17 protein-coding genes and 1 pseudogene are annotated in these 24,406 nt (G+C 64.4%); 8 read left to right on the top strand and 10 right to left on the bottom strand.

What is annotated here, in order from left to right; translation table 11 throughout:
• The first annotated feature begins 49 nt into the window (after nt 1-49).
• The 3 genes from KSS90_RS04085 (at nt 50) to KSS90_RS04075 (ending at nt 2,935) form a co-directional block, all read left to right on the top strand.
• Nucleotides 50-1,903, top strand: coding sequence for an Lnb N-terminal periplasmic domain-containing protein (locus tag KSS90_RS04085; protein ID WP_217868321.1), 1,854 nt, complete (start codon nt 50-52; stop codon nt 1,901-1,903).
• Between the two features lie 115 nt (nt 1,904-2,018).
• Complete coding sequence (locus tag KSS90_RS04080; protein WP_217868320.1) at nt 2,019-2,372, top strand: hypothetical protein; 354 nt, start codon at nt 2,019-2,021, stop codon at nt 2,370-2,372.
• Nucleotides 2,373-2,440: 68 nt separating this feature from the next.
• On the top strand, nt 2,441-2,935 hold the full coding sequence (locus KSS90_RS04075; protein ID WP_217868319.1) for a GreA/GreB family elongation factor: 495 nt from the start codon (nt 2,441-2,443) through the stop codon (nt 2,933-2,935).
• Nucleotides 2,936-2,974: 39 nt separating this feature from the next.
• Here KSS90_RS04075 and gdhA read toward each other — a convergent pair whose 3' ends face one another.
• The 3 genes from gdhA to KSS90_RS04060 all read right to left on the bottom strand — a co-directional run bounded on the left by gdhA (nt 2,975) and on the right by KSS90_RS04060 (nt 6,858).
• Nucleotides 2,975-4,315, bottom strand: coding sequence for an NADP-specific glutamate dehydrogenase (gdhA, locus tag KSS90_RS04070; RefSeq protein WP_046857193.1), 1,341 nt, complete (start codon nt 4,313-4,315; stop codon nt 2,975-2,977).
• Between the two features lie 289 nt (nt 4,316-4,604).
• Nucleotides 4,605-6,272, bottom strand: a complete 1,668-nt coding sequence (gene ettA, locus KSS90_RS04065) for an energy-dependent translational throttle protein EttA (protein WP_038707327.1) — start codon at nt 6,270-6,272, stop codon at nt 4,605-4,607.
• Nucleotides 6,273-6,465: 193 nt separating this feature from the next.
• On the bottom strand, nt 6,466-6,858 hold the full coding sequence (locus tag KSS90_RS04060) for a hypothetical protein (protein ID WP_217868318.1): 393 nt from the start codon (nt 6,856-6,858) through the stop codon (nt 6,466-6,468).
• Nucleotides 6,859-7,954: 1,096 nt separating this feature from the next.
• Here KSS90_RS04060 and KSS90_RS04055 point away from each other — a divergent pair.
• Nucleotides 7,955-10,939 (top strand): annotated as a pseudogene (locus tag KSS90_RS04055) (sensor domain-containing protein); the annotation flags it as partial.
• Between the two features lie 195 nt (nt 10,940-11,134).
• Nucleotides 11,135-12,388, top strand: coding sequence for a serine hydroxymethyltransferase (gene glyA, locus KSS90_RS04050; RefSeq protein WP_217868316.1), 1,254 nt, complete (start codon nt 11,135-11,137; stop codon nt 12,386-12,388).
• Between the two features lie 140 nt (nt 12,389-12,528).
• Here the strand turns inward: glyA and yjiA are convergent, their stop codons facing one another.
• The 3 genes from yjiA to KSS90_RS04035 form a co-directional block, all read right to left on the bottom strand.
• Nucleotides 12,529-13,506, bottom strand: a complete 978-nt coding sequence (gene yjiA, locus KSS90_RS04045; RefSeq protein WP_217868315.1) for a GTPase — start codon at nt 13,504-13,506, stop codon at nt 12,529-12,531.
• 78 nt (nt 13,507-13,584) lie between these two features.
• On the bottom strand, nt 13,585-13,782 hold the full coding sequence (locus KSS90_RS04040; RefSeq protein WP_008094130.1) for a YbdD/YjiX family protein: 198 nt from the start codon (nt 13,780-13,782) through the stop codon (nt 13,585-13,587).
• A 13-nt stretch (nt 13,783-13,795) separates the two neighbouring features.
• On the bottom strand, nt 13,796-15,862 hold the full coding sequence (locus KSS90_RS04035) for a carbon starvation CstA family protein (protein ID WP_217868314.1): 2,067 nt from the start codon (nt 15,860-15,862) through the stop codon (nt 13,796-13,798).
• 211 nt (nt 15,863-16,073) lie between these two features.
• On the opposite strand from KSS90_RS04035, the gene KSS90_RS04030 reads away from it, so the two are divergent.
• The 3 genes from KSS90_RS04030 to KSS90_RS04020 all read left to right on the top strand — a co-directional run bounded on the left by KSS90_RS04030 (nt 16,074) and on the right by KSS90_RS04020 (nt 19,104).
• Complete coding sequence (locus KSS90_RS04030) at nt 16,074-16,883, top strand: lytic polysaccharide monooxygenase (protein ID WP_217868313.1); 810 nt, start codon at nt 16,074-16,076, stop codon at nt 16,881-16,883.
• Nucleotides 16,884-16,953: 70 nt separating this feature from the next.
• On the top strand, nt 16,954-17,325 hold the full coding sequence (locus KSS90_RS04025; RefSeq protein ID WP_217868312.1) for a PilZ domain-containing protein: 372 nt from the start codon (nt 16,954-16,956) through the stop codon (nt 17,323-17,325).
• A 261-nt stretch (nt 17,326-17,586) separates the two neighbouring features.
• Nucleotides 17,587-19,104, top strand: a complete 1,518-nt coding sequence (locus tag KSS90_RS04020) for a nucleobase:cation symporter-2 family protein (RefSeq protein WP_217868311.1) — start codon at nt 17,587-17,589, stop codon at nt 19,102-19,104.
• 73 nt (nt 19,105-19,177) lie between these two features.
• On the opposite strand, the gene KSS90_RS04015 is transcribed toward KSS90_RS04020, so the two are convergent.
• From KSS90_RS04015 to KSS90_RS04000, 4 genes are all read right to left on the bottom strand, one after another.
• Nucleotides 19,178-20,515, bottom strand: coding sequence for a TolC family outer membrane protein (locus KSS90_RS04015; RefSeq protein ID WP_217868310.1), 1,338 nt, complete (start codon nt 20,513-20,515; stop codon nt 19,178-19,180).
• Nucleotides 20,516-20,520: 5 nt separating this feature from the next.
• Nucleotides 20,521-21,852, bottom strand: a complete 1,332-nt coding sequence (locus tag KSS90_RS04010) for an HlyD family type I secretion periplasmic adaptor subunit (RefSeq protein ID WP_217868309.1) — start codon at nt 21,850-21,852, stop codon at nt 20,521-20,523.
• A 3-nt stretch (nt 21,853-21,855) separates the two neighbouring features.
• A complete protein-coding gene (locus KSS90_RS04005; protein WP_217868308.1) occupies nt 21,856-23,616 on the bottom strand; it encodes a type I secretion system permease/ATPase in 1,761 nt (586 codons plus the stop codon).
• Between the two features lie 169 nt (nt 23,617-23,785).
• A complete protein-coding gene (locus KSS90_RS04000; protein ID WP_217868306.1) occupies nt 23,786-24,403 on the bottom strand; it encodes a heme acquisition protein HasA in 618 nt (205 codons plus the stop codon).
• Nucleotides 24,404-24,406 lie beyond the last annotated feature (3 nt).

Here is a 24,406-nt window from a genome sequence, read left to right as displayed (position 1 = left end):
CGGGTTTGGCGCTTCACCTTTCGGCATCATCAGGAAGTAGTTGCCCGACATGCTCAAACGCCTCGTTCCCCTGGCGCTGATCGTCAGCGCACCGCTTCATGCCGCCCCACAACCAGACCCGGCCCGCGTCCAGCAGTTGGCGGCCACGCCCTACTGGATCGCCCTGGGACACTACGAGACCGCCAAGCTTGGCGGTTGGCGCAGCTATGTGGACGACCCGCGCTTCTTTCTCGCCGAGGATGGCGCGCATCACCCGGAGCAGGAGCTGCAGGCTACGGTCGCCGCGCTGTATGCCCCGGCCAGCCTGGGCGACAAGCACGCCCAGTGCGTGTTCCCGGCACGCACCCGCTGGCTGCGCGAACAGTTGGCCCTCACCGACCTGCCTAGCCCGGCCTGCCAGGAATTCGATACCTGGTACAAATCGATCGACCCGCACAGCGCGGCGCTGATCTTCCCGGCGGCCTATCTCAACAGCCCGTCGTCGATGTTCGGCCATACGCTGCTGCGCATCGACCAGTCCAATACCCGGCGTGACGACACCACGCTGCTGAGCTACGCGATCAATTTCGGCGCCTACATCGAGGGCAGCGACAACAGCATCCTCTATGCCTGGAAAGGCCTGATGGGTGGCTATCCCGGGCTGTTCGCGATGATGCCCTACCAGGAAAAGCTGTCCGAGTACCGCAGCCTGGAAAACCGCGACCTGTGGGAGTACCAGCTGGACCTGACCCCGGAAGAGACCGGGCGTATGGTCGAGCACGTGTGGGAGCTCAAGCAGATCAAGTTCGACTATTTCTTCTTCGACGAGAACTGCTCCTATCGCCTGCTGGAGCTGTTGCAGGTGGCACGCCCCAGCCTGGACCTGACCTCGCAATTCCCGCTGACCGCCATCCCTACCGACACCGTGAAGGCGGTCAAGCAGTCCGGGCTGGTGGCGGACGTGCGCTACCGCCCGTCCCGCGAGCGTGAACTGCTGGCCCGTGCCGAACCGCTGGATCACGAGGAAAAACAGCAGGTGCTGGCCATCAGCGCCGATACCGCGCAGCTGCAAAGCCCCTCCTTCACCGCCCTGCCCCGCGACCGCCAGGCGCTGGTACAGGACGCCGCCTACCGGCTGGAGCGCTACCGCGCCAATGGCCAGGAACGCGACCCAGCCCAGGCCGGCCGCAGCTATGAACTGCTCAGGGCGATCAACCGCAACCCGCCGCCGCCACTACAGATCGAGCGGCCCGGCCTGCCGGAGGACGGCCACCAGTCGCGCACCTGGCAACTGGGGGTGGGTACCCGTGAGGACCGCGCCTACGCCGAGTATGGCCTGCGCATGGCCTACCACGACCTCAACGACAACATGGACAGTTTCCCCCTCGGCGCGCAGATCGAGATCCTGCAGCTCAAGCTGCGCCAGTACGAGGGCAACGATTGGCAGGTACAGCGCCTGGACCTGGCCACCATCCGCTCGCTGACACCGCGCAACGAACTGCTAAAACCATGGTCGTGGCAGGTCGCCGGCGGCCTGGAACGCGTGCCGGGCAAGCACGAAGACGAGGTGCTGGTCAGCCATGTCAACGGCGGCGCCGGCGGTACCTGGCAACTGAGTGACGACCTGCTGGGTTTTGCCCTGGGCACGGTGCGGGTCGAGCATCACAACGATTTCGCCGAGTTCATTTCGCCCGCCGCCGGGTTCAACGGCGGGCTGTTGTGGCGCAACCCGCTGGGCAACCTGACGCTGGAGGCAAAGGGTGATTTTTTCACCAACGGCGAAGTGCGGCGCAGCGTGAGCCTGAACCAGCAATGGGAGATCAGTCGCGACCTGGGCTTGCGATTGAGTGCTTCACGCCAGTTCAGCCACCTGGCCACGGCGCAGAACGAGGTGATGCTGGAGTTGAAGTGGTATCAGTACTGAGCACCTGGGCCGCTTTGCGGCCCCAGTCCCGGTGCAATCCTTCGACAGCGTTTTGACATCGGGCCAACAATTCCCGACCTAGACTTTGCGGTATGAATCCGAGGGTCCTGTGGTCATGTCGCGGTACTGTTTAGCCTTGTTTTTCTTGATGCTGGCGGGTTGCGAAACCACCCATGAACAGATGGTCAACCAGGGCTACCCGCCCGCCTACGCCGACGGTTTCCAGGACGGTTGCAGCAGCGGTCGCCAGGCCGCCGGGCTGATGGCCGGCGACTTTCGCAAGGATGTCCCGCGCTACCTGCACAACCGCCAGTACGAAAGCGGCTGGGACGATGGCTTTCGCCAGTGCCACGCCATGCAGTCCAACGAAGACCTGCGCGAGTATCGCGAACGCTATTGGGACGAGCGTGACCGCGACTGGCAGCAGGAGAAAGACCAGGGTGCGGCCCGTGCCTACCGCCGCAACTGACGTCGTAAATGGACAACTGTTGAAACCCGCAGCCTGCCACCATGGTCTCCAGCACAAGGAGGCCAACCATGAGCCGAGCATTCGTCAATGAAGACCAGGCCGCCGCCCAGGCCAGCCAGCCGGTCGAGCGCCTGGTCAGCGACCAGCCCAACTATGTCACCGCCAGCGGCCTGGCGCAGTTGCAGCAACGGGTAACTGCGCTCAATGCATTGCGCGCCGAGCTGCAGGCCGAGGGCGATGCCGACAAGCAGCGTCTGGCCGATACCGAGCGTGACCTGCGCTACTTCACCGCCCGGGTACAGAGCGCGCAGGTGGTACCTGCTGCAACGTCCACGGAAAAGGTGCAGATCGGCAGCCTGGTGCGGTTCGTCGATGAGCATGACCAGGAGCATCAGGTGCAACTGGTGGGCGAGGATCAGGCCGATGCCGCCCAGGGGTTGGTCAACTGGGGCTCGCCGCTGGGGCGGGCGCTTTTGGGGGCCGGGCCTGGGGATGAAGTGCTGTGGCGACGACCGGCGGGGGATCAGATGATCGAGGTGCTGGCCATTCTGGGTGAGCATTGAAATCACTGGGGCCGCGCGGAGCGACCCCAATTTATCCAATCAGACCACGCCCTGGGCCAGCATGGCGTCAGCCACCTTCACAAAGCCGGCGATATTGGCGCCCTTGACGTAGTTGATGCTGCCATCGGCCTCTTCGCCATAATGCACGCACGCATGGTGGATCGACTGCATGATGTGGTGCAGCTTGCTGTCCACCTCCCCGGCCGTCCACAGCAGGCGCATGGCGTTCTGCGACATCTCCAGGCCCGACACGGCCACACCGCCGGCATTGGAGGCCTTGCCCGGTGCGTAGAGGATGCCGGCCTCGATGAAGATATCCACAGCCTCCAGGGTGGTCGGCATATTGGCCCCTTCGGCAACGCAGATGCAGCCATTGCGCAACAGGGTACGGGCATCTTCGGCGCCCAGTTCGTTCTGCGTTGCGCACGGCAGCGCGATATCGCATGCCAGGCTCCAGGGCGTCTGGCCTTTGCGGAACTCCAGGCCGAACTGCTCGGCCAGCTCGCTGATACGGCCGCGCTTGACGTTCTTCAGCTCCATCACCGCGTCCCACTGGGCATCGGTAAGGCCGGCTTCGGCGTACAAGGTGCCTTCGGAGTCTGACAGCGAGATCACCTTGCCGCCCAGGTCCATGACCTTGCGCGCCGCGTACTGGGCGACGTTACCGGAACCTGAGATCGCCACGCGGCGACCGTCGATGCGCTGGTCGCGGCGCTTGAGCATCTCTTCGGCGAAGTACACGCAGCCATAGCCGGTGGCCTCCGGGCGGATCAGGCTGCCGCCATAGGTCATGCCCTTGCCGGTCAGCACCGAAGTGAATTGGTTGGCCAGGCGCTTGTACTGGCCGAACAGGAAGCCGATCTCGCGGGCACCAACGCCGATGTCACCCGCCGGCACGTCGAGGTCGGCGCCAATGTGGCGGTACAGCTCGCTCATGAACGCCTGGCAGAAGCGCATCACTTCGGCGTCGCTCTTGCCCTTCGGGTCGAAGTCCGAGCCGCCTTTGCCGCCGCCCATGGGCAGCGAGGTCAGCGAGTTCTTGAACACCTGCTCAAAGGCCAGGAACTTGAGCACGCCCAGGTTGACCGACGGGTGGAAACGCAGGCCGCCCTTGTACGGGCCGATGGCGCTGCTCATCTGGATGCGGTAGCCGCGGTTGACCTGGACCTTGCCCTGGTCGTCGACCCACGACACACGGAACAGCACGGCGCGCTCGGGTTCGACCATGCGTTCGAGAATGCCTGCCTGCAGGTAGTGAGGGTTGGCTTCGAGGAAAGGCCACAGGCTACGCAGGACCTCCTCCACGGCCTGGTGGAATTCGGGCTGGGCCGGGTCGCGCTGTTGCAGCCGGGCCAGGAAATCGTCGACAGATTCGATCATGGTAGACATCTCACCAAGAGAGGGATTGTTTTTGGTTTTTTCGGGAATGTACCAAGAACCAATCGCACTGGAACAGGGCGCAATGTCGTTTTTATGAAATTAATTGGTGCGCTTTCTATAACTGTATACAAGTTTTCTGAGCGTACTCGTGAGAGAAAACCGCTCCTCGCTCTCCTGTAACGCCGCAATAGCGGGGGCAAGCCCGCTCCCACGCAGCCCTCCTCACCCCTGAAAGCCAGGCACAAAAATGGGGCCCCTGAGGCCCCATCGTTGTGCAGCGAAAACCGGCTTACTGGGCCAGTTTCTTGTGACGCACGCGGTGCGGCTGGGCAGCGGCGTCGCCCAGGCGCTTCTTGCGATCGGCTTCGTACTCGGTGTAGTTGCCTTCGAAGAACACCACGCTGGAGTCGTCTTCGTACGCCAGGATGTGAGTGGCCACACGGTCCAGGAACCAACGGTCGTGGGAAATCACGATGGCGGCGCCCGGGAAGTCCAGCAGGGCTTCCTCCAGCGAACGCAGGGTTTCGACGTCGAGGTCGTTGGACGGTTCGTCGAGCAGCAGGACGTTGCCGCCCTCCTTCAGGGTCAGGGCCAGGTGCAGGCGGCCACGCTCACCACCGGAGAGGTCCTTGACGAACTTCTGCTGGTCGCCGCCCTTGAAGTTGAAGCGGCCGACGTAGGTGCGCGACGGGATCTCGTAGCTGCCGATGCGGATCTGGTCGGAGCCGTCGGAGATCTGCTGGAACACGGTCTTGCTGCCGTCCAGGTCTTCGCGGCTCTGGTCGACGCAGGCCAACTGCACGGTTTCGCCGATCTCGATGCTGCCCGAGTCCGGCTGCTCCTTGCCCATCAGCATGCGGAACAGGGTCGATTTACCGGCACCGTTACCACCGATCACGCCGACGATGGCGCCCTTGGGCATGGCGAACGACAGGTTGTCGATCAGCACGCGATCGCCATAACCCTTGGTGACGTTCTTGAACTCGATGACCTTGTCGCCCAGGCGCGGGCCGGCCGGGATGTAGATCTCGTTGGTCTCGCTGCGCTTCTGGAATTCCTGCGACTGCATCTCTTCGAAGCGCTGCAGACGGGCCTTGGACTTGGACTGGCGGGCCTTGGCGCCTTTGCGCACCCACTCCAGTTCCTCTTTCATGGCCTTCTCGTGGGCGCTCTGCTGCTTGGATTCCTGCGCCAGACGATCCGACTTGGCTTCCAGCCAGCCCGAGTAGTTGCCTTCGTACGGGATGCCGGCGCCGCGGTCCAGCTCGAGGATCCAGCCGGCGACGTTGTCGAGGAAGTAACGGTCGTGGGTGATTGCCACCACAGTGCCGGGGAAGTCGTGCAGGAAGCGCTCCAGCCAGGCTACCGAGTCGGCGTCCAGGTGGTTGGTCGGTTCGTCGAGCAGCAGCATGTCGGGGGCCGACAGCAGCAGGCGGCACAGGGCCACGCGGCGTTTCTCGCCACCGGACAGGTGCTCGATCTTCGCCTCCCAGGCCGGCAGGCGCAGGGCGTCGGCGGCGACGTCCAGCTGGCGCTCGAGGTTGTGGCCGTCGGCGGCCTGCAGGATGGCCTCGAGCTTGGCCTGTTCGGCGGCCAGCTTGTCGAAGTCGGCATCCGGGTCGGCGTAGGCGGCGTAGACCTCGTCCAGGCGGGCCTGGGCGTCCTTGATCACGCTGACCGCTTCCTCGACCACTTCACGCACGGTCTTGCTTGGGTCCAGCTGCGGCTCCTGGGGCAGGTAGCCGACGTTGATGTCGGGCATCGGACGGGCTTCGCCGTCGAATTCCTTGTCGACGCCCGCCATGATCCGCAGCAGGGTCGACTTACCCGCGCCGTTCAGGCCCAGCACGCCGATCTTGGCACCTGGGAAGAACGACAGGGAAATATTCTTGAGAATTTCCCGCTTCGGCGGCACGACCTTGCTCAGCCGATGCATGGTGTAGACGTATTGAGCCAAAACCAAGCCCTCTATCAGATAGGTAAAGACACGCGCCCCGGCATTGGCCAGGGGATGTGATTACGGGGTGTCATTGAACAAAGTTGGCCATTCTACGCCAAGTCGCGGCGTTGCACAGATGGCTAGATGGCAGGGCCATCGCGGGGCAAGCCCGCGCCCACACCGGAATGGGTGGGGCGGGCTTGGCGCGGACTCAGACGTGCGACTGCCTGGCCTTGCCACGCGGCAGGCGGCAACGGTCCGATTGCTCGGCCAGGCGCGCGGCCCAGGCGGACTTGACGCTGAAGCCACCGCTGCGGGCAGGTTTGCCTGCCGGCTTGCTCACGGCCTTGGCAGGCGCGGCAGTGGGCTTGGCGGTGGGTTGTGCGGCAACCTGGGCGACCGGCTCGGCGGCAGCCTTGGCCGACTTGCGCAGCTCGGCCAGCGACGGCGTCTTGTTGGCACTGGCGGCAGCCGTGTCCGGCTTGGCCAGCGAGCGCTGGCAGGTCTTGCAGGATACGTCCTCGGCCACGGCAGTGCTGACCAGCGTCTGACTGCTACGCCCGCAGGCGGAATCGAGGCCATTGGTGGAATAGTGGGTAACCAAAACCGTACATCTCCGATGCGTTGACTATGAAGCGGGCGGCATTCTCGCACAGGTTGCAGGGACTTGCCGAACCGGCATGACCAACTGCCAGGTGGCATCGGACACACGGACTGGCACTTTGCCATATTTGAAGGCATGCTAGTCGGCTTCCCGTGGGCGTCTTATAGTGCGCCAGCAACCACGGCACGGGCCGTGCATGCCGCGAGAACGCAACCCCTGCCATCGCCAGCCCAATCGCAGGACCCAACGCTTGACCAATCTCACGCAACCGTCATCCCTGCGTCCTGCCGATTCCACGGCCGGCGCACACCTGCGTGGCTCGCTCAAGGGGGCGCTGGCCCTGCTCGCCCTGATTCTGCTGGGTTTGCTGTTGTGGCAACTGTTCGCCCAGTTCCGCCATACCCAGGCCGACCTGCGCCAGCAGAGCCTGGCCACCAGTGCCGAACTGGCCGACCATCTGGGCCTGAACATGGCGCTGAAGGCCCAGCAATCGCTGAACCTAGTCCAGCCGTACGTCAAACCTCCGGCGCCCGTCGCTCTGCCGACCCTGCTCACCACCTTGCAGGCCCGTCTGCCGGCGCTGCGCGACCTGGCCTGGCTGGATGCCGCCGGGCAGGTGCGCAGCGACACCCTGAACGGCACCCCGGACCGTCAGCTGATTGACGACCTCCTGCAATTGAACCAGGGCCGGGCGTTCTTCTATGGCAACGATGCCGACAATCAACGGCTTTACCTGCTGCTGCGCCAACCGACCGAACAAGACCGCGGATACTGGCTGCTACGCCTGAGCCCGGACTACTATCAGGAACTGACCCGTCACCTTGACGGCCCCACACACCCCCTGTGGCTGCTGGAAAACAGCCGCAGCGGCGTGGTCATCGAGCGCCACAGGCACCGGCAGACCAGCGAAGAGCCTCTGCAAAGCGTGATGCTTGCCTTCATCGACAACAGCACCTGGCAACTGCGTGGCCTGTTCGATGCCGGCCTGGCCCGTGACCGGCTGTTGCCGGCGCTGCTCGGCAAATGCGTACTGGTGCTGTTCTGCGCGCTGTTGCCGGTGCTGGCGCTGATCAACATGCGCCGCCGCCAACGCGCCTTGCAGGAAGACCGTCGGCGCTATCAGGAAATCTTCGAGGGCACCGGCGTGGCCCTGTGCGTGCTCGATCTCTCCAGCCTGCCGGGGCAGCTCGACCGCTACCACCTGCGCAACCGCGCCGCACTGAAGCAGAGCCTGGCCCTGGACACCAAGCTGCGCCGCACGCTCCTGGCGGAACTGAAGATCACCGAGATCAACCAGGTGGCTCGCCAACTGCTCAACGTCGACTGCCACGAAGGCGCCTGGCAGCGCCTGATCGATGGCAGCGGCGACGGCCGCGACAGTATCGGCATGCAGTTGCTCGACGCATTGATCGAAGAGCGTCCGCAGCTTGAGCTGGAGGTGCGCCTGCCGGCCCCGCTGGGCGGCGAACTGCACTTGTGGCTGATGGCCCGCCTGCCGCAGCAGCGCCGCGACTACCAGGCAGTGATCCTGAGCATCAGCGACATCACCAGCCGCAAGCAGGTGGAGCTGTCGCTGCTCGAACGCGAGGGTTTCTGGTCGGACGTGGTGCGCACCGTGCCCGACCAGCTCTATGTGCAGGATGTGAACAGCCAGCGGATGATCTTCAGCAACCGCCACCTCGGCCAGACCCTGGGTTACGACCGCGCGGAGCTGGCGCAGATGGGCGACCGCTTCTGGGAGATGCTCCTGCACCCCGGCGACGCCGAGCACTACCGCGCCTTGCGCCAACAACAGCGAGACACCGGCTATGGCCAGTCGCTGCACTGCCAGCTGCGCTTCCGCCACCGCGACGGCAGCTGGCGTTGCTACGACATCCGCGAACAGGTGCTGACCCGCGACAGCGAAGGCCTGGTCACCCGCATCATCGGCGTGGGCAAGGATGTCACCGTGCAGATCGAGGCCAGCGAGTCGCTGCGCGACAGCGAACAGCGCTACCGCATGCTCGCCGAGAGCATCAGCGACGTGATCTTCTCCACCGACAGCCAACTGCAACTCAACTATGTCAGCCCGTCGGTGCAAGCGGTGCTGGGCTACCAGGCCGACTGGATCTTCGCCAACGGCTGGCAGTCGATCATTGCCAACCCGGCCCAGCTCAGCGGGGTCTACAACCTGCTCGAGCGCGTCAGCAAGGTACTGGACGACAGCACCCAGCTGGCCCAGTTGCGCAGCACCCTGCCCACGCAGTTGTTCCTGTTCGACTGCCTGCGCGCCGACGGCCGCAAGATCCCCATCGAGCTGCGCCTGGTGCTGGTGTGGGACGAACACGAGCGCTTCGAGGGGGTGCTCGGCGTGGGCCGCGACATCAGCCAGCAACGCCGTGCCGAAAAAGACCTGCGCATGGCCGCGACCGTGTTCGAGCACTCCACCTCGGCAATCCTCATCACCGACCCGGCCGGCTATATCGTCCAGGCCAACGAAGCGTTCACCCGCGTCAGCGGCTATGCCGTGGCCGAGGTGCTCGACCAGCTCCCCGGCATGCTTACCGTCGAGCAGCAACAGAACGCCCAGCAAGGCTACGTGCTCAAGCAACTGAGCCAGCGCGGCAGCTGGGAAGGCGAAGTCTGGCTGAAACGGCGCAACGGCGAGCACTACCCGGCCTGGGTGGGCATTACCGCGGTGCTCGACGACGAAGGCGACCTGGCCAGCTACGTATGCTTCTTCACCGACATCAGCGAACGCAAGGCCAGCGAGCAGCGCATCCATCGCCTGGCCTACTACGACGCCCTCACCCACCTGCCCAACCGCACATTGTTCCAGGACCGCCTGTATACCGCCCTGCAACAGGCCGAGCGGCAGAAGGCCTGGGTGGTGCTGATGTTCCTCGACCTCGACCGCTTCAAGCCGATCAACGACTCCCTCGGCCATGCGGCGGGTGACCGTATGCTCAAGGACATGGCCGAGCGCCTGCTGGCCTGCGTCGACGACGACGACACCGTGGCACGCATGGGCGGCGACGAGTTCACCCTGCTGCTGCAGCCCAAGGCCAGCCGCGAACAGGCGCTCAACCGCGCCATCCATGTCGCCGAGAACATCCTAGACGGGCTGGTCACCCCGTTCGTCCTGGAAAACCGCGAATTCTTCGTCACCGCCAGTATCGGCATCGCCCTGAGCCCGCAAGACGGCAGCGAGCTCAGCCAGCTGATGAAGAACGCCGACACGGCGATGTACCACGCCAAGGAACGCGGCAAGAACAACTTCCAGTTCTACCAGGCGGACATGAACGCCAGCGCCCTGGAGCGCCTGGAGCTGGAAAGCGACCTGCGCCATGCCCTGGAGCAGAACGAGTTCATCCTCTACTACCAGCCGCAGTTCAGCGGCGACGGCAAGCGCCTGACCGGCGCCGAGGCGCTGCTGCGCTGGCGCCACCCGACCCGCGGCCTGGTGCCGCCGGGCGACTTCATCCCGGTGATCGAGGAACTGGGCCTGGTGGTCGACGTCGGCGACTGGGTACTGCGCGAGGCCTGCCGCCAGCTCAAGGCCTGGCACCAGCAGAAAGTGCGTGTGCCCAAGGTGTCGGTGAACATCTCCGCCCGGCAGTTCTCCGACGGCCAGCTGGGCACGCGTATCGCCACCATCCTCGACGAAACCGGGCTGCCGCCGGCGTGCCTGGAGCTGGAGCTGACCGAAAGCATCCTGATGCGTGAGGTCAACGAGGCCATGCAGATCCTCGACAGCCTGAAGAACCTGGGCCTGAGCATCGCGGTCGACGACTTCGGCACCGGCTACTCGTCGCTCAACTACCTCAAGCAGTTCCCCATCGACGTGCTGAAGATCGACCGCACCTTCGTCGACGGCCTGCCCGAAGGCGAGCAGGACGCGCAGATCGCCCGGGCGATCATCGCCATGGCCCACAGCCTCAACCTGGCGGTGATCGCCGAGGGCGTGGAGACCCACGAGCAGCTCGAATTCCTGCGTGAGCATGGCTGCGACGAGGTACAGGGCTACCTGTTCGGCAGGCCGATGCCGGCCAACCAGTTCGAGGCACAGTTCAGCAACGAGACGTTGTTCATGTTCCAGTGACGGGAGTGTCACACGGTCCTGCAAGAGTACGGCGCAGCATCGGAAAAGCGGACCCCGAAGTCAACTCCAGCCCAGTCGCGGCGCGGCTTGCAATATGAGGGCCATTGGTCCGCGACTTGATGCCACTTCATATGCCAGCGGCGAATCAATCGGTTAGAATGCTCCCCCAATTCTGCCCGATCCTTGAGGACCGCCATGTTCAGCCGTGATTTGACCATTGCCAAGTACGACGCCGAGCTCTTCGAAGCCATGCAGCAAGAAGCCCTGCGCCAGGAAGAACATATCGAGCTGATCGCTTCCGAAAACTACACCAGCCCGGCGGTCATGGAGGCCCAGGGTTCGGTTCTGACCAACAAGTACGCCGAAGGCTACCCAGGCAAGCGCTACTACGGTGGTTGCGAGTACGTCGACGTCGTCGAGCAACTGGCCATCGACCGCGCCAAAGAACTGTTCGGCGCCGACTACGCCAACGTCCAGCCGCACGCTGGTTCCCAAGCCAACGCCGCTGTCTACCTGGCCCTGCTGTCGGCCGGTGACACCATCCTGGGCATGAGCCTGGCCCACGGCGGCCACCTGACCCACGGTGCCAGCGTTTCTTCCTCGGGCAAGCTGTACAACGCCATCCAGTACGGCATCGACGCCAACGGCCTGATCGACTACGACGAAGTCGAAGCGCTGGCCCTGGAACACAAGCCGAAGATGATCGTTGCCGGCTTCTCCGCCTACTCGCAAGTGCTGGATTTCCCACGCTTCCGCGAAATCGCCGACAAGGTCGGTGCCTACCTGTTCGTCGACATGGCCCACGTGGCCGGTCTGGTCGCCGCTGGCGTGTACCCGAACCCTGTGCCGTTCGCCGACGTGGTCACCACCACCACCCACAAGACCCTGCGCGGTCCACGTGGCGGCCTGATCCTGGCCCGTGCCAACGCCGACATCGAGAAGAAGCTGAACTCCGCGGTCTTCCCGGGCGCCCAGGGCGGCCCGCTGGAGCATGTCATCGCCGCCAAGGCGATCTGCTTCAAGGAAGCCCTGCAGCCTGAGTTCAAGGCCTACCAGCAGCAGGTCGTGAAAAACGCCCAGGCCATGGCCAGCGTGTTCATCGAGCGTGGCTTCGACGTCGTCTCCGGCGGCACCGAGAACCACCTGTTCCTGCTGTCGCTGATCAAGCAGGAAATCTCCGGTAAGGACGCCGATGCCGCCCTGGGCAAGGCCTTCATCACCGTCAACAAGAACTCGGTACCGAACGACCCACGTTCGCCGTTCATCACTTCGGGCCTGCGTTTCGGCACCCCAGCCGTCACCACCCGTGGCTTCAAGGAAGCCGAGTGCCGCGAACTGGCCGGCTGGATCTGCGACATCCTGGACGACCTGAACAACGAAGCGGTGATCGACGCCGTGCGTGAGAAGGTCAAGGCCATCTGCAAGAAGCTGCCGGTGTACGGCAACTGATTGGCACACGCCTGAAATGAAGAAGCCCGGCCTAGTGCCGGGCTTTTTCATGCTTGTACTTCATCGGGCTGGTGCGACATCTGGTACGAGACGTAAAAAAGCAGCCTTACGGCGGCATTGAACAGTCAGCAGTATCCCACTCAGGCCTGGCTCAAAGCTTCGAAACCGGCCCGAATCTTCTCCTCGGGCAGATCATCGGCGATGAATACCATCACACTCTCCCGCGGCTCGCCTTCCTTCCACTCGGTGTCCCAGTCGAAGCCGTACAGCTTCAGCACGCCTTGGAACACCAAACGGCGATCTTCACCCGCGATATTCAACACGCCCTTGTAGCGCAGCAGCTGTTTGCCGTGCTGCTCCAGCAGCTCGTTCATGAAGTCGCTGAGCCGATCGATATCCAACGGCGTTTCGGTGCGCAACACCAGCGTCGAAATGCGATCCGGGGTGGCGGGCTTGAGGACCGGGCGCAAGCTGGGTTTGGGGCTGATGCCCAGGTCTGGGTTGAGGTTGAAGCCGCGCACATCGAGCAGTTCGGCCAGGTCGATTCGACCATGTTCGACCACGCGGATCGCTGCCCGGCCATTGATGCGCGCCAGGCGCTCGCGCAGAGCGTCGACCACCTGCGGCTCGACCAGATCGGTCTTGCTCAGTAGCAGGCGGTCGGCAAAGCCGACCTGGGCCTGGGCAATGGCCTGGGTCAGGTGCAGCTCGGCGTGGGCGGTGTCGACCAGGGTGATGATGCCGTCGAGGATGTAGCGCTCGCGCAGCTCTTCGTCGATGAAGAAGGTCTGCGCCACGGGCGCCGGGTCGGCGAGGCCCGTGCATTCGATCACCAGGCGGTCGAAGGCGATCTCGCCGGCGTCCAGGCGTTCGAGCAGCAGGTACAGGGCACGGGTCAGGTCGCCATGGATGCTGCAGCACACACAGCCGTTGGCCAGGGTCATGACCTGCACCGGTTCATCGCCCAGCAGTTGGCTGTCGATGCCGGCCTCGCTGAACTCGTTCTCGATCACGGCGAGCCTCAGGCCGTGCTCGGCCTTGAGCATATGTTTGAGCAGGGTGGTCTTGCCGGCACCGAGAAAGCCGGTCAGCACGGTAACGGGAATCGGCGTTTGCACGCGGTTGTCTCCTGCAGCTGAAAATGAAAGTGGGAGCCCGGTTGCCCGGACTCCCACTGGTTCATGCGTGTCGCGGGTTCAACAGCACTTGGGCCCGGACTTGCCACCATAACGCGCTTCCTGGCGCTCGCGGAAGAACGCCTCGTAGCTCATCACCGGCTTGTCCGGGTGCTTGGTCTGCATGTGCTCGACATAGTTGTCGTAGTCGGGCATGCCGACCATCAGGCGGGCGGCCTGCCCCAGGTACTTGCCCAGTCGACCCAGGTCGTTGAACATCGCGGCATTCCTCTCAAGCGTCAGGCAAAGCCTGGAACGGGGTTTCCTTGTCGGTGCGCTCCTTGCGGCCCAAGGCGGCGAGGCCAACCTTGACGGCGAAGAACAGCACGCTGAACACCACAATCAGGAACAGCACGGTCAGGCCTGCGTTGGTGTAGGCGTTGAAGATCACGTGCTGCATCTGGCCGATGTCCTTGGCCGGAGCCAGCACCTGGCCGGCGTCCAGCGCGGTGCTGTACTTCTTGGCCAGGGCCAGGAAGCCCACCGCCGGGTTAGGGTCGAACAGCTTGATCAGGCCCGCGGTGGTGGTGCAGATCAACAGCCACACGGCTGGCAGCAGGGTGACCCAGACGTAGCGCTGGCGTTTCATCTTGATCAGCACCACGGTGCCCAGCATCAGAGCGATACCGGCCAGCATCTGGTTGGAAATGCCGAACAGCGGCCACAGGGTGTTGATGCCACCCAACGGGTCGATCACGCCCTGGTACAGCAGGTAGCCCCACAGGGCCACGCAGCCGGCCGTGCCGATCAGGTTGGCGGTCCACGATTCGGTACGCTTCAAGGCCGGAACGAAGCTGCCCAGCAGATCCTGCAACATGAAGCGACCGGCACGGGTACCGGCGTCCACCGCGGTGAGGATGAACAGCGCCTCGAACAGAATGGCGAAGTGGTACCAGAACGCCATGGTGTTCTCACCTGGCAGCACCTGGTGGAGGATCTGCGCGATACCGACCGCCAAGGTCGGCGCACCGCCGGCACGGGCGAGGATGGTGTGCTCACCGATGTCGCGGGCGGTGGCCTCCAGTTGCTCGGGGGTGATCATGAAGCCCCAGCTGCTGACGGTCTGCGCCACCGAGGCGACGTCGGCACCGACCACCGCGGCCGGGCTGTTCATGGCGAAGTACACGCCCGGCTCGATCACCGAGGCGGCGACCATGGCCATGATGGCGACGAACGACTCCATCAGCATGCCGCCGTAACCGATGTAGCGGGCGTTGGTTTCGTTGTCCAGCAGCTTCGGCGTGGTCCCCGAGGAGATCAGCGCGTGGAAGCCGGACACCGCGCCGCAGGCGATGGTGATGAACAGGAACGGGAACAGGGTGCCCTTCCACACCGGCCCGGTGCCGTCGGTGAATTGCGTGAGCGCCGGCATTTTCAGCTCGGGCGCGATGACCAGGATACCGATGGCCAGACCGACGATGGTACCGATCTTGAGGAAGGTCGACAGGTAGTCGCGCGGTGCCAGCACCAGCCATACCGGCAGCACGGCGGCGACGAAACCGTAGCCCACGAGCATCCAGGTGATCTGCACGCCGGTGAAGGTGAACGCCGGCCCCCACACCGGATCCGCAGCGATCTGCCCTCCCAGCCAGATCGACAGCAGCAGCAAGACCACGCCGACGATGGAGATCTCACCGATGCGGCCCGGGCGGATGTAGCGCATGTAGATGCCCATGAACATCGCGATCGGGATGGTCGCCATCACCGTGAACATGCCCCACGGGCTCTCGGCCAAGGCCTTGACCACGATCAGCGCCAGCACCGCGAGGATGATGATCATGATCAGGAAACAGCCGAACAGGGCGATGGTGCCGGGGATGCGGCCCATCTCCTCGCGGACCATGTCGCCCAGCGAGCGGCCGTTGCGGCGGGTGGAGAGGAACAGGACCATGAAGTCCTGCACCGCGCCGGCCAACACCACGCCGGCGATCAACCACAGCGTGCCGGGCAGGTAGCCCATCTGTGCGGCGAGTACCGGGCCCACGAGCGGGCCGGCGCCGGCGATGGCGGCGAAGTGGTGACCGAAGAGAATGTGCTTGTTGGTCGGGACGTAATCCAGGCCATCGTTGTTGAGTACCGCGGGCGTGGCCCGGCGAGGGTCGAGCTGCATCACCTTGGTGGCGATGAAAAGGCTGTAGTAACGGTAGGCAACCAGGTAGATGGCCACTGCCGCGACCACGATCCACAAGGCGTTGATCGCCTCACCGCGACGCAGGGCGACCACACCCAGCGCGCAGGCCCCTATGACTGCCAGCGCCAGCCACGGGATATGGCGTAGCAGGCTGTTATTGTTGTTCATGGCATGCTTCCAGCTAAGTGGTTGGAATAGACAGCCCTCTGAGTCTAGGGCCTGCTCGCCTCCATTACCATATCCAGATGAGCGTCCTCGCTCCCCCACGGACTCCGACCTAGAGCGGCGCCACCGCAACTCCCCTGGTAATTCTGTCAGTTGTCGGGCCACTGTCCCGGGTGCATCTTGATCAGGTCTTGAATACACAAGGATGTTCACAGTGAAACCCAAGTACCTGCTTCACACCACTTTCATCGGCCTGCTCGCCACTGCGGCGGTACCTGCCCATGCCGCCCCCATCGAGCCAATGCATGGCGCCATGGAGGTACCCGTGGCACGCCAACTGGCTTGCCACAACGCACAGGACTATTACTGGCCAGAGGATGGCACAGGTATCAAGAGCCCCGGCTGCAAAGCGGCTTACCAGCACGTCTACCGCAAGTTCGGCAACGACGCCCTGCAGGCGGCCTACCAGTTCAACCAGTGGCACGAAGTGTCGAAGAACGTCAAGGACTTCAACAACATCGAAGCAGTCAAGAAGGCTATTCCCGACGGGCAGCTGTGCTCGGCGGGCAATGTCGTGGCGGCGGATTCGCTAAGCCAGGTCAAGAACGCACTCGACAAAATTGTGCGCACGTTGGGATTGGATTGGAACGGGCTGCACCTGGTAGCCAACGACAAGAGCGGTCTGGATCAACCCGCCGCGTGGGCCACTCAGGAACTGCGCAAGGGGACCGACGACAAGGTGCGCATGCGCTACAAGATCCAGGCCGTACATAATCCCAGTTTCTGGGAAATCTATGTGTCCAAGCCAGATTACGACCCCGCGCAACGCGCGCTGAATTGGGACGACCTGGAGCTGGTGCAGAAAATCGGTAACGTCGCCCCCGTGAACGGCTACTACGAGCTGGACGTCGATCTGAAGAAACACACCGGCAAACGTGTCATCTACAGCCGTTGGCAGCGGGATGATTCAGCCGGCGAAGGCTTCTACAACTGCAGCGACGTGAATATCGTCAGCGCTAAATAGCGTCTGTTGATCCTTCGGCTGAGATACCCATGGCTGGGCTATAGTCAGAAGATCTGACGAGGATCCAGCCATGACCAGCTCCCAAGACGAACGTCGCCGTTTCCAGCGCATCGCCTTCGATGCCCCCACCGAGCTGCGCCAGGGTGAACAACGCTGGCCGGTGAAACTGCTCGACTTGTCGCTCAAGGGTTTGCTGATCGAACGCCCCCATCCCTGGGATGCCGACCTTACCCAGGACTTCGAAGCGATCATCCACCTGAACGACAAGAAAACCCGAGTGCTGATGCAGGTCGAACTGCGCCACGAGGAGCCGAGCCGCCTGGGTTTCATCTGCCTGCACATCGACATCGATTCGATGACCCATCTGCACCGTCTGGTGGAACTGAACGTGGGTGACAGCACCGAAATGATGCGCGAGCTGCGCGAACTCATCGAAGATTGATATATCTTAGCCTGCTAACAATCTGGCCCTGACGGCTTTCTTGTCCAGTCAGACAGCTTTCCTACCCTCGCCAGACACTTTGTACACACCCCTCTGCAACAGCTCCCTGCATGTTGGAACGCAACATGCATCCAGGTTTCACGCCACCTGGACGCACCCGTTCCGTCGCTACGATCAAAACTTTGTATACAATTTTAGTGGCAATTATTTCCACTAGTTGTCTACAGTAGCGGCACAACAATAAACAGAGAGCCTGCTCCAATGACCACGTCCCCCAGCACGTCTCCCGCCCCGCGCCCCGAGGACGAAAACCTCGGCCTCGGCGCCAACCTGGCCTACGGGCTGCAGCATGTCCTGACCATGTATGGAGGGATCGTCGCCGTACCCCTGATCCTCGGCCAGGCCGCCGGCCTGGCGCCGGCCGAGATCGGCCTGTTGATCGCCGCCTCGTTGTTCGCCGGTGGCCTGGCGACGTTGCTGCAGACCCTCGGCTTGCCGTTCTTCGGCTGCCAGCTGCCGCTGGTGCAGGGGGTGTCTTTCGCCGGCGTGGCCACCATGGGCGCGATCCTTGGCAGCCAGAGCGGCGGCGGTTTGCAGTCGGTGCTGGGAGCGGTGATGGCGGCCTCGCTGATCGGCTTCCTGATCACTCCGGTGTTCTCGCGTATCACCAAGTTCTTCCCGCCACTGGTAACGGGCATCGTCATCACCACCATCGGCCTGACCCTGATGCCGGTCGCCGCGCGCTGGGTGATGGGCGGCAACAGCGCTTCGCCGGAGTTCGGCAGCGTCGCCAACATCGGCCTGGCGGCACTGACCTTCGCCATCGTCCTGCTGCTGAGCAAGCTGGGCAGTGCGAGCATCTCGCGCCTGTCGATCCTCCTGGCCATGGTCGCCGGCACCCTGATCGCCTGGGCCCTGGGCATGACCGACTTCAGCAAGGTCACGGAAGGCCCGATCTTTGCCTTCCCCACCCCGTTCCACTTCGGCATGCCGACCTTCCACATCGCCGCGATCCTGTCGATGTGCATCGTGATCATGGTGACCCTGGTGGAAACCTCGGCCGACATCCTCGCGGTGGGTGAGATCATCGACACCAAGGTCGACTCCAAGCGCCTGGGCAATGGCCTGCGCGCCGACATGGCATCGAGCATCCTGGCGCCGATCTTCGGTTCGTTCACCCAGAGCGCCTTCGCCCAGAACGTCGGCCTGGTGGCCGTGACCGGCGTCAAGAGCCGCTATGTGGTGGCCACCGGTGGTGTGATCCTGGTGGTGCTGGGCCTGCTGCCGATCATGGGCCGGGTAATCGCCGCGGTCCCCACCCCGGTACTGGGTGGCGCAGGCATCGTGCTGTTCGGCACCGTGGCGGCCAGCGGTATCCGCACCCTGTCGAAGGTCAACTACAAGAACAACGTCAACCTGATCATCGTCGCCGCCTCGCTGGGCTTCGGCATGATCCCGATCGCGGCGCCGAACTTCTACCACAACTTCCCGAGCTGGTTCGAAACCATCTTCCACTCCGGCATCAGCTCGGCGGCGATCATGGCCATCCTGCTGAACCTGATCTTCAACCACTTCACCACCGGCAACTCGGAGAACCAGTCGGTATTCGCCGCGGCCTACGAACGCACCATCCAGTACTCGGACATCTCGGCGTTGCGCGATGGCGACTACTTCAAGGACGGCAAACTGTTCGACGCCGAGGGCAACGAAGTCCCGGTCATGGAGCTGGACGAACACGGCAACCAGGCGCCAAGGCGCAAGGCGGTTGCCGAACACTGATCGCTGACCAGGACGGTCATCGTGGGGAGCCGACGCGCATCGTCGGCTCCCTTTTTTCATTCCCCGGCCAGACCTACAGGTGTGCGACGAAGTACCGGTTCAACACATTCAGGTCAGCGGCCTCCAGCACCCCCGCCAGATACCGCAGCTGCAGCCACGCCCGCAAGTACTCATGCCGCGCCTGGGCCAGGTCACGCCTGGCGCCGAACAGCTGTTGCTCGGCATCCAGCACATCGAGGTTGACCCGCTCGCCCCCCTGCACGCTCTTGCGCGTGGCCTGCACCAGCGCTGCGGCGGCTTTCACCGCCAGGTCGTAGGCGCGGATCTTCGCCGTGCCGCTGGCGCACAGATTGAACTGTCGACGCAACTGGTTGACCGTCTCGCGCAGTTGCGCGTCCAGCTCGAAGCCTGCGGCATCACGCTGGGCACGGGCCTGGCGCACCGACGCCGACACGCCGCCACCGGCGAACAGCGGCACGTTCAGCTGCACGCCGATGCTGTCGGTGTCGTAGCGTTGGTTGTAGCTGCTCTCGGAGCTGGAGCTGGAAATACCCTTGCTGGCATAGGCACTCAACGAAGGCAGATGTCCGGCCCGCTGACGCTCGATGTTCTGCTCGGCGACCTCCAGCCCATGGCGCTGGCTGGCCAGCTCGGCGTTGTGGGCGACGGCCAGTTCGCGCCAGGGCTCGAAACGCGCGGGCGTCAGTGGCTGGACGCGAAAGTCGCCGGTCATCGGCGCCAGATCCTCGACCGTTACCGGCTCGCCGATGATCGCCTGCAGGGCCCGCAACGCTGCATCGAGATTGTCACCGGCCTCGATCTCCTGGGCCTGGGCCAGCTCATAACGGGCCCGGGTCTCGAGCACATCGGTGCGGGTGCCCTCGCCACCTTTGACCAGGCGTTCGTTGAGTGTCAGTTGCTCGGCAAAGGTACGCCGCTGGGCCTGGGCCAGGGCGATCTGCTCATTGGCGAACAACGCTTCGCTGTAGGCGCCGAACAGCCGCACCATCAGTTCCTGGCCACGCCCACGGTAGCGCTCGTCGGCCAGCGCGGCCTGAGCCACCCCCCGGCGGTAGTCGCTCCAGGCGGCATAGTCGAACAGCGGCTGCTCGAGGGTCAGGGTCGAACTGTAGCTGCGGTAATCGCGCTGGGTGGTCACGTCGCCGAACTGGCTGCGTTGGGTCACCTGCGAGTCGTTGCGGGCACGGTTGTAGCGGTACGACAGCTTCGGCAGCAGGCCTGCGCGGCCTATCGCCCGGTTTTCGAGCCCGGCCTGCCGCTCGGCAATCGAGCCCTGCCAGGTCGGGTCGTTACGCAAGGCCAGGGCATAGGCATCACCCAGGTCCAGGGCCTGCGCCGACAGGCTGGTGAGCAGCAGCAGCGGGCAGGCGAAACGCAAAAGTACAGGCATCACCCTTATTCCTCGGCCAAGGCGACATGCACCCGGTCAGCCAGTGGCTTGAACAGATAGTTGAGCATCGAGCGCTCACCGGTGCGTACGAAGGCCTCCACCGGCATCCCGGGGCGGATATCCAGGCCCGCCAGTTGCCCAAGGCCGTGCTCACTGACCTTGATGCGCACCTGGTAATAAGGCTGCTGAGTCTTCTCGTCCACCAGGCGGTCGGCAGAGACCAGGGTCACTTCACCGTCCACCCGCGGCGTGGTGCTCTGGTTGAACGCCACGAACATCAATTCCACCGGCAAGCCCGGGCGCAGGCGGTCGATCATGTCCACCGAGGCTCGCGCATCGACCAGCAAAGGCGCATCGCGCGGCACGATCTCCATCAGTTGCTGGCCACGGGCGATGACTCCACCGTTGGTAAACACACTGAGGCCGACCACCGTGCCGGCCACCGGGGCGCGCACCTGGGCATGGGCCAGCTCGAATTCGGCGCTGCGCAGCCGGTTGTCCAGATCCTCGGCGCTGGCCTGCAGCTCGGCGAGCTGTTGACGCACTTCGTTCTGATACTCCTGCTGGCGCTGGCCGATACGCAGCTTCAGCTCCAGCACCTGGCGCCGGGTGCGGCCGATGCTGCCGAAGTCCTCGGCGATCGAGCCATTGACCTGGGCCAGCAGGCGCTCGCTGTCGAGCAGGCGATTGCGGGCGATGTAGCCGTCCCGGGCCAGCTCGCGCAGGCCGCGCAACTGCTCGTCCAGCGCATCGCGCTGGGCCTGCTTGCTGGCCAGCGAACCTTGCAGCCCCTGCAGCGAGGCCTCGGCACCGGCAATGCTCTCGCGCAGGCCACCCAGCTCCATGTCCAGCGCCTGGGCCCGGCTGCCGCGCAGCTGGCGCTGCCCTTCCAGCACCGTAGCCACCCAGGGGAGGTTTGCCTGGGCCTGCAGGTCTTCGGGGTATGCAATCGTCGCCCGACCATCGCGCTCGGCAAGCAGACGGGCCTCCCCGGCGCGGGCGTTGACGTACTGCACCCGCAACGAACCGACCTGGGCCTGGGCCTGGGTCGCGTCCATGCGCAGCAACACCTGGCCCGCGCTCACCGTGTCACCGTCACGCACCAACAACTGCTCGATTACGCCACCCGTGGGGTGCTGCACGGCCTGGCGGCTGCCGGCGACCATCACGCTACCGCTGACCGGCACGCCCTTGTCCAAGGGCGCCAGCGCAGCCCACAGCAGGAAACCGCCGAAGCCTGCCAGCACCAGCCAACGACCGACACGGCCAGGTCGATGTTCATCGAGGCTGAGCAGGCTCGCCTCGGTCTTTTGCGGGGAAAGGGCGTGGATGCTCATCAGTCAGGCTCTTGGCTGGCCGAACGTGACGTTCAGGCCGATGGGATTGCGGGTGGAGGACGCTGCGACAGGCGCGGGCCGAGCAGCGCGTTGCGCGTCCTGCAACACCCGGGCGGTGGGGCCGAAGGCCTGCAGCTGGCCACCTTTGAGCATCAGCAGGTTGTCCAGGCCGGCCAGCAGCGAAGACTTGTGGGTGATCAGGATCAGCGTGCGCTTGTGCTCACGCAGCCTGGCAATGGCCTCGACCAGCGCCTTTTCCCCAGCTTCATCGAGATTGGAATTGGGCTCGTCGAGCACGATCAGCGCTGGTAGCCCGTACAGCGCACGTGCCAGGCCGATGCGCTGGCGCTGGCCACCGGAAAGCCCCATGCCGCCCTCCCCCAGCAGCGTGTCGTAGCCGCCCGGCATGGCGAGGATCATGTCATGGACGCCCGCCAGCTGCGCCGCGGCGACCACCTGCTGAGCGTCGACAAGGCCCAGACGGGCGATGTTGTCGGCAATGCTACCGGCGAACAGCTGCACATCCTGCGGCAGGTAGCCGATGTGCTGGCCCAGCGCACCACGGTCCCAGGTCCGCAGGTCGGCGCCGTCCAGGCGCACCTTGCCACTGACCGGAGCGCTGGCGCCGACCAGCAAGCGCGCCAGGGTCGACTTGCCCGAGCCGGAGGGACCGATGATCCCCAGTGACTCACCCGCTGGCAGCTCGAAACCCAGATTGTGCAGGCACAGGCGACTGCTGCCCGGTTGCGTCGCGCCGACCTGCTCGACCGTGAGCTTGCCCTGCGGTGTCGGCAACGGCATGCCGGCTGGGCGTGCGGGCTGAGCCTGCAGCAACTCGCTCAGGCGCTGATAGGCCAGACGCGCACCACTCCATTGGCGCCAGGCGCCGATCAGCTGGTCGATCGGCGCCAGCACGCGGGCCATGAGGATGGAGCCGGCGATCATCATCCCCGGCGTAATCAACTGTTCGATGGCCAGCCAGGCACCAAGGCCAAGCACCAGCGACTGCAGGGCCAGGCGCACGGTCTTGGTCAGCGCGGTAACCGCCGCAGTGCGTTCGCTACCCAGGTTCTGCTGAGCCAGAAAGCCGTGGTGCAAACGCGCCCAGCGCTGGCGCACGGCGCCGAGCATGCCCATGGCCTCGATCACTTCGGCATTGCGCAGGTTGGCGCTGGCCTCCAGGCCCGCCTGCTGCGACAACTGCCCGGCTTGGGCAAACGGCGCTTGGGTCAGGCGCTCGTTGATCCACGCCAGTACCGCGAGCAACACCGCGCCCACCAGCGCCATCAAGCCCAGCCATGGGCTGAACATGAACATCACCAGCAGGTACACCGGGAACCACGGTGCATCGAAAAAGGCGAACAACGCCTGGCCGGTGGCGAACTGGCGCAGCGCGGTCAGGTCGGCGAGCATCTGCCCCGCCGCGCCTTTGTGGCCGGCGAGGCTGGCCTCGTAGGCGGCCTCGAACACCCGTGGGTTGAGGTCCATGTCCATGCGCGTGCCCAGGCGGATCACCACTTGGCTGCGCAACCACTCCAGCAGCCCCATGAAGGCGAACACCCCGAGCACCATGAGGCTGAGCATCAGCAGGGTCATCTCGTTGCGCGACGACAAGACCCGGTCGTAGACCTGCAGCATGTACAGCGCCGGCGCCAGCATCAGTACGTTGATCACCGCGGTGAACAACGCGACGTTGCCAAGCCCGGCACGGCAGGCCTTGAGCGCCCGCAGCACTTCATTGGCCGCGGCGGGAGCGGTTCGCATTTGATGGAAACCTCATAGAAGGCGCCGACAGGCGATTGCATTCGCGCCATCGTCGCCACAAAATTCGCACCGCCGCAGCCTGGGCCCGGCAAAGACACGGGCTGCGGGGTAAGTGCATCAGATCAGCGAATGGCAGGGCGACCTTCCATTCGCTTTTTCATGCCTGCGCTCAGGCCGCGAGGGCCAGATCCTCAGGCAGTGCCTGCACGCCGACCGCTTCGGCGGAGGCCGCGTGAACCGGGCCGGCAGCCAGGGCCGCGTCGATCTGGGCGAAGGTGCTGTTGGTGGAGACGCCATAGTCGGCCAGCAGGTTGTCGAGCACGGTTTCCAGCGCGCCGGTCTTGCCCTGCATGAGGTTGTAGATGACGTTATGCACATCGTTGCCGGTACGGCCGGCACCTTGCGCAGCGCTCAGGTCCAGGCCGTCGAAGCTCACAGCCAGCGACTGCACGCTGTAGTTGCCGCTGGCGTCCTTGAGCAGGTTGTTGCCCAGGGTCACGGTGTCCAGTTCGCCGTACAGGTAGTGGTTCAGGTTGTTGCCAGCCGGCAGTGCCGCGTCCCAGACGTAGTGCAGGCCGGTCTGGGTATCGCTCTGGGCGATCACGGCGTAGTTCGAGCCGTTGGTGCCGCGAATGGCGTACTGGCTGCCATCGGTGCCGCCTTCGTTGAAGCCGCCGGTGTTGCTGGCGTTGTGGTCGGCGGTCTTGAAACCGGTGGCCCAGACCGACAGGTACTGGTCGACGGTGACGTTGGCGAAGGAAGCCGCGTAGGTAACGGAGAGAGACATTTC

This window comes from Pseudomonas maumuensis, assembly GCF_019139675.1.
Taxonomy (GTDB): Bacteria; Pseudomonadota; Gammaproteobacteria; order Pseudomonadales; family Pseudomonadaceae; genus Aquipseudomonas; species Aquipseudomonas maumuensis.
Note: the sequence above shows the minus strand (reverse complement) of the source record. Positions and strands in the feature narration are given on the sequence as shown.

Excerpts from the sequence above, each read along its gene's own strand:
- KSS90_RS04085 (WP_217868321.1), top strand. The coding sequence starts at position 50 with ATGCTCAAACGCCTCGTTCCCCTGGCGCTGATCGTCAGCGCACCGCTT.
- KSS90_RS04080 (WP_217868320.1), top strand. The coding sequence starts at position 2,019 with ATGTCGCGGTACTGTTTAGCCTTGTTTTTCTTGATGCTGGCGGGTTGC.
- KSS90_RS04075 (WP_217868319.1), top strand. The coding sequence starts at position 2,441 with ATGAGCCGAGCATTCGTCAATGAAGACCAGGCCGCCGCCCAGGCCAGC.
- gdhA (WP_046857193.1), bottom strand. The coding sequence starts at position 4,315 with ATGATCGAATCTGTCGACGATTTCCTGGCCCGGCTGCAACAGCGCGAC.
- glyA (WP_217868316.1), top strand. The coding sequence starts at position 11,135 with ATGTTCAGCCGTGATTTGACCATTGCCAAGTACGACGCCGAGCTCTTC.
- KSS90_RS04040 (WP_008094130.1), bottom strand. The coding sequence starts at position 13,782 with ATGTTCAACGACCTGGGTCGACTGGGCAAGTACCTGGGGCAGGCCGCC.
- KSS90_RS04035 (WP_217868314.1), bottom strand. The coding sequence starts at position 15,862 with ATGAACAACAATAACAGCCTGCTACGCCATATCCCGTGGCTGGCGCTG.
- KSS90_RS04025 (WP_217868312.1), top strand. The coding sequence starts at position 16,954 with ATGACCAGCTCCCAAGACGAACGTCGCCGTTTCCAGCGCATCGCCTTC.
- KSS90_RS04020 (WP_217868311.1), top strand. The coding sequence starts at position 17,587 with ATGACCACGTCCCCCAGCACGTCTCCCGCCCCGCGCCCCGAGGACGAA.
- KSS90_RS04015 (WP_217868310.1), bottom strand. The coding sequence starts at position 20,515 with ATGCCTGTACTTTTGCGTTTCGCCTGCCCGCTGCTGCTGCTCACCAGC.
- KSS90_RS04010 (WP_217868309.1), bottom strand. The coding sequence starts at position 21,852 with ATGAGCATCCACGCCCTTTCCCCGCAAAAGACCGAGGCGAGCCTGCTC.
- KSS90_RS04005 (WP_217868308.1), bottom strand. The coding sequence starts at position 23,616 with ATGCGAACCGCTCCCGCCGCGGCCAATGAAGTGCTGCGGGCGCTCAAG.
- KSS90_RS04000 (WP_217868306.1), bottom strand. The coding sequence starts at position 24,403 with ATGTCTCTCTCCGTTACCTACGCGGCTTCCTTCGCCAACGTCACCGTC.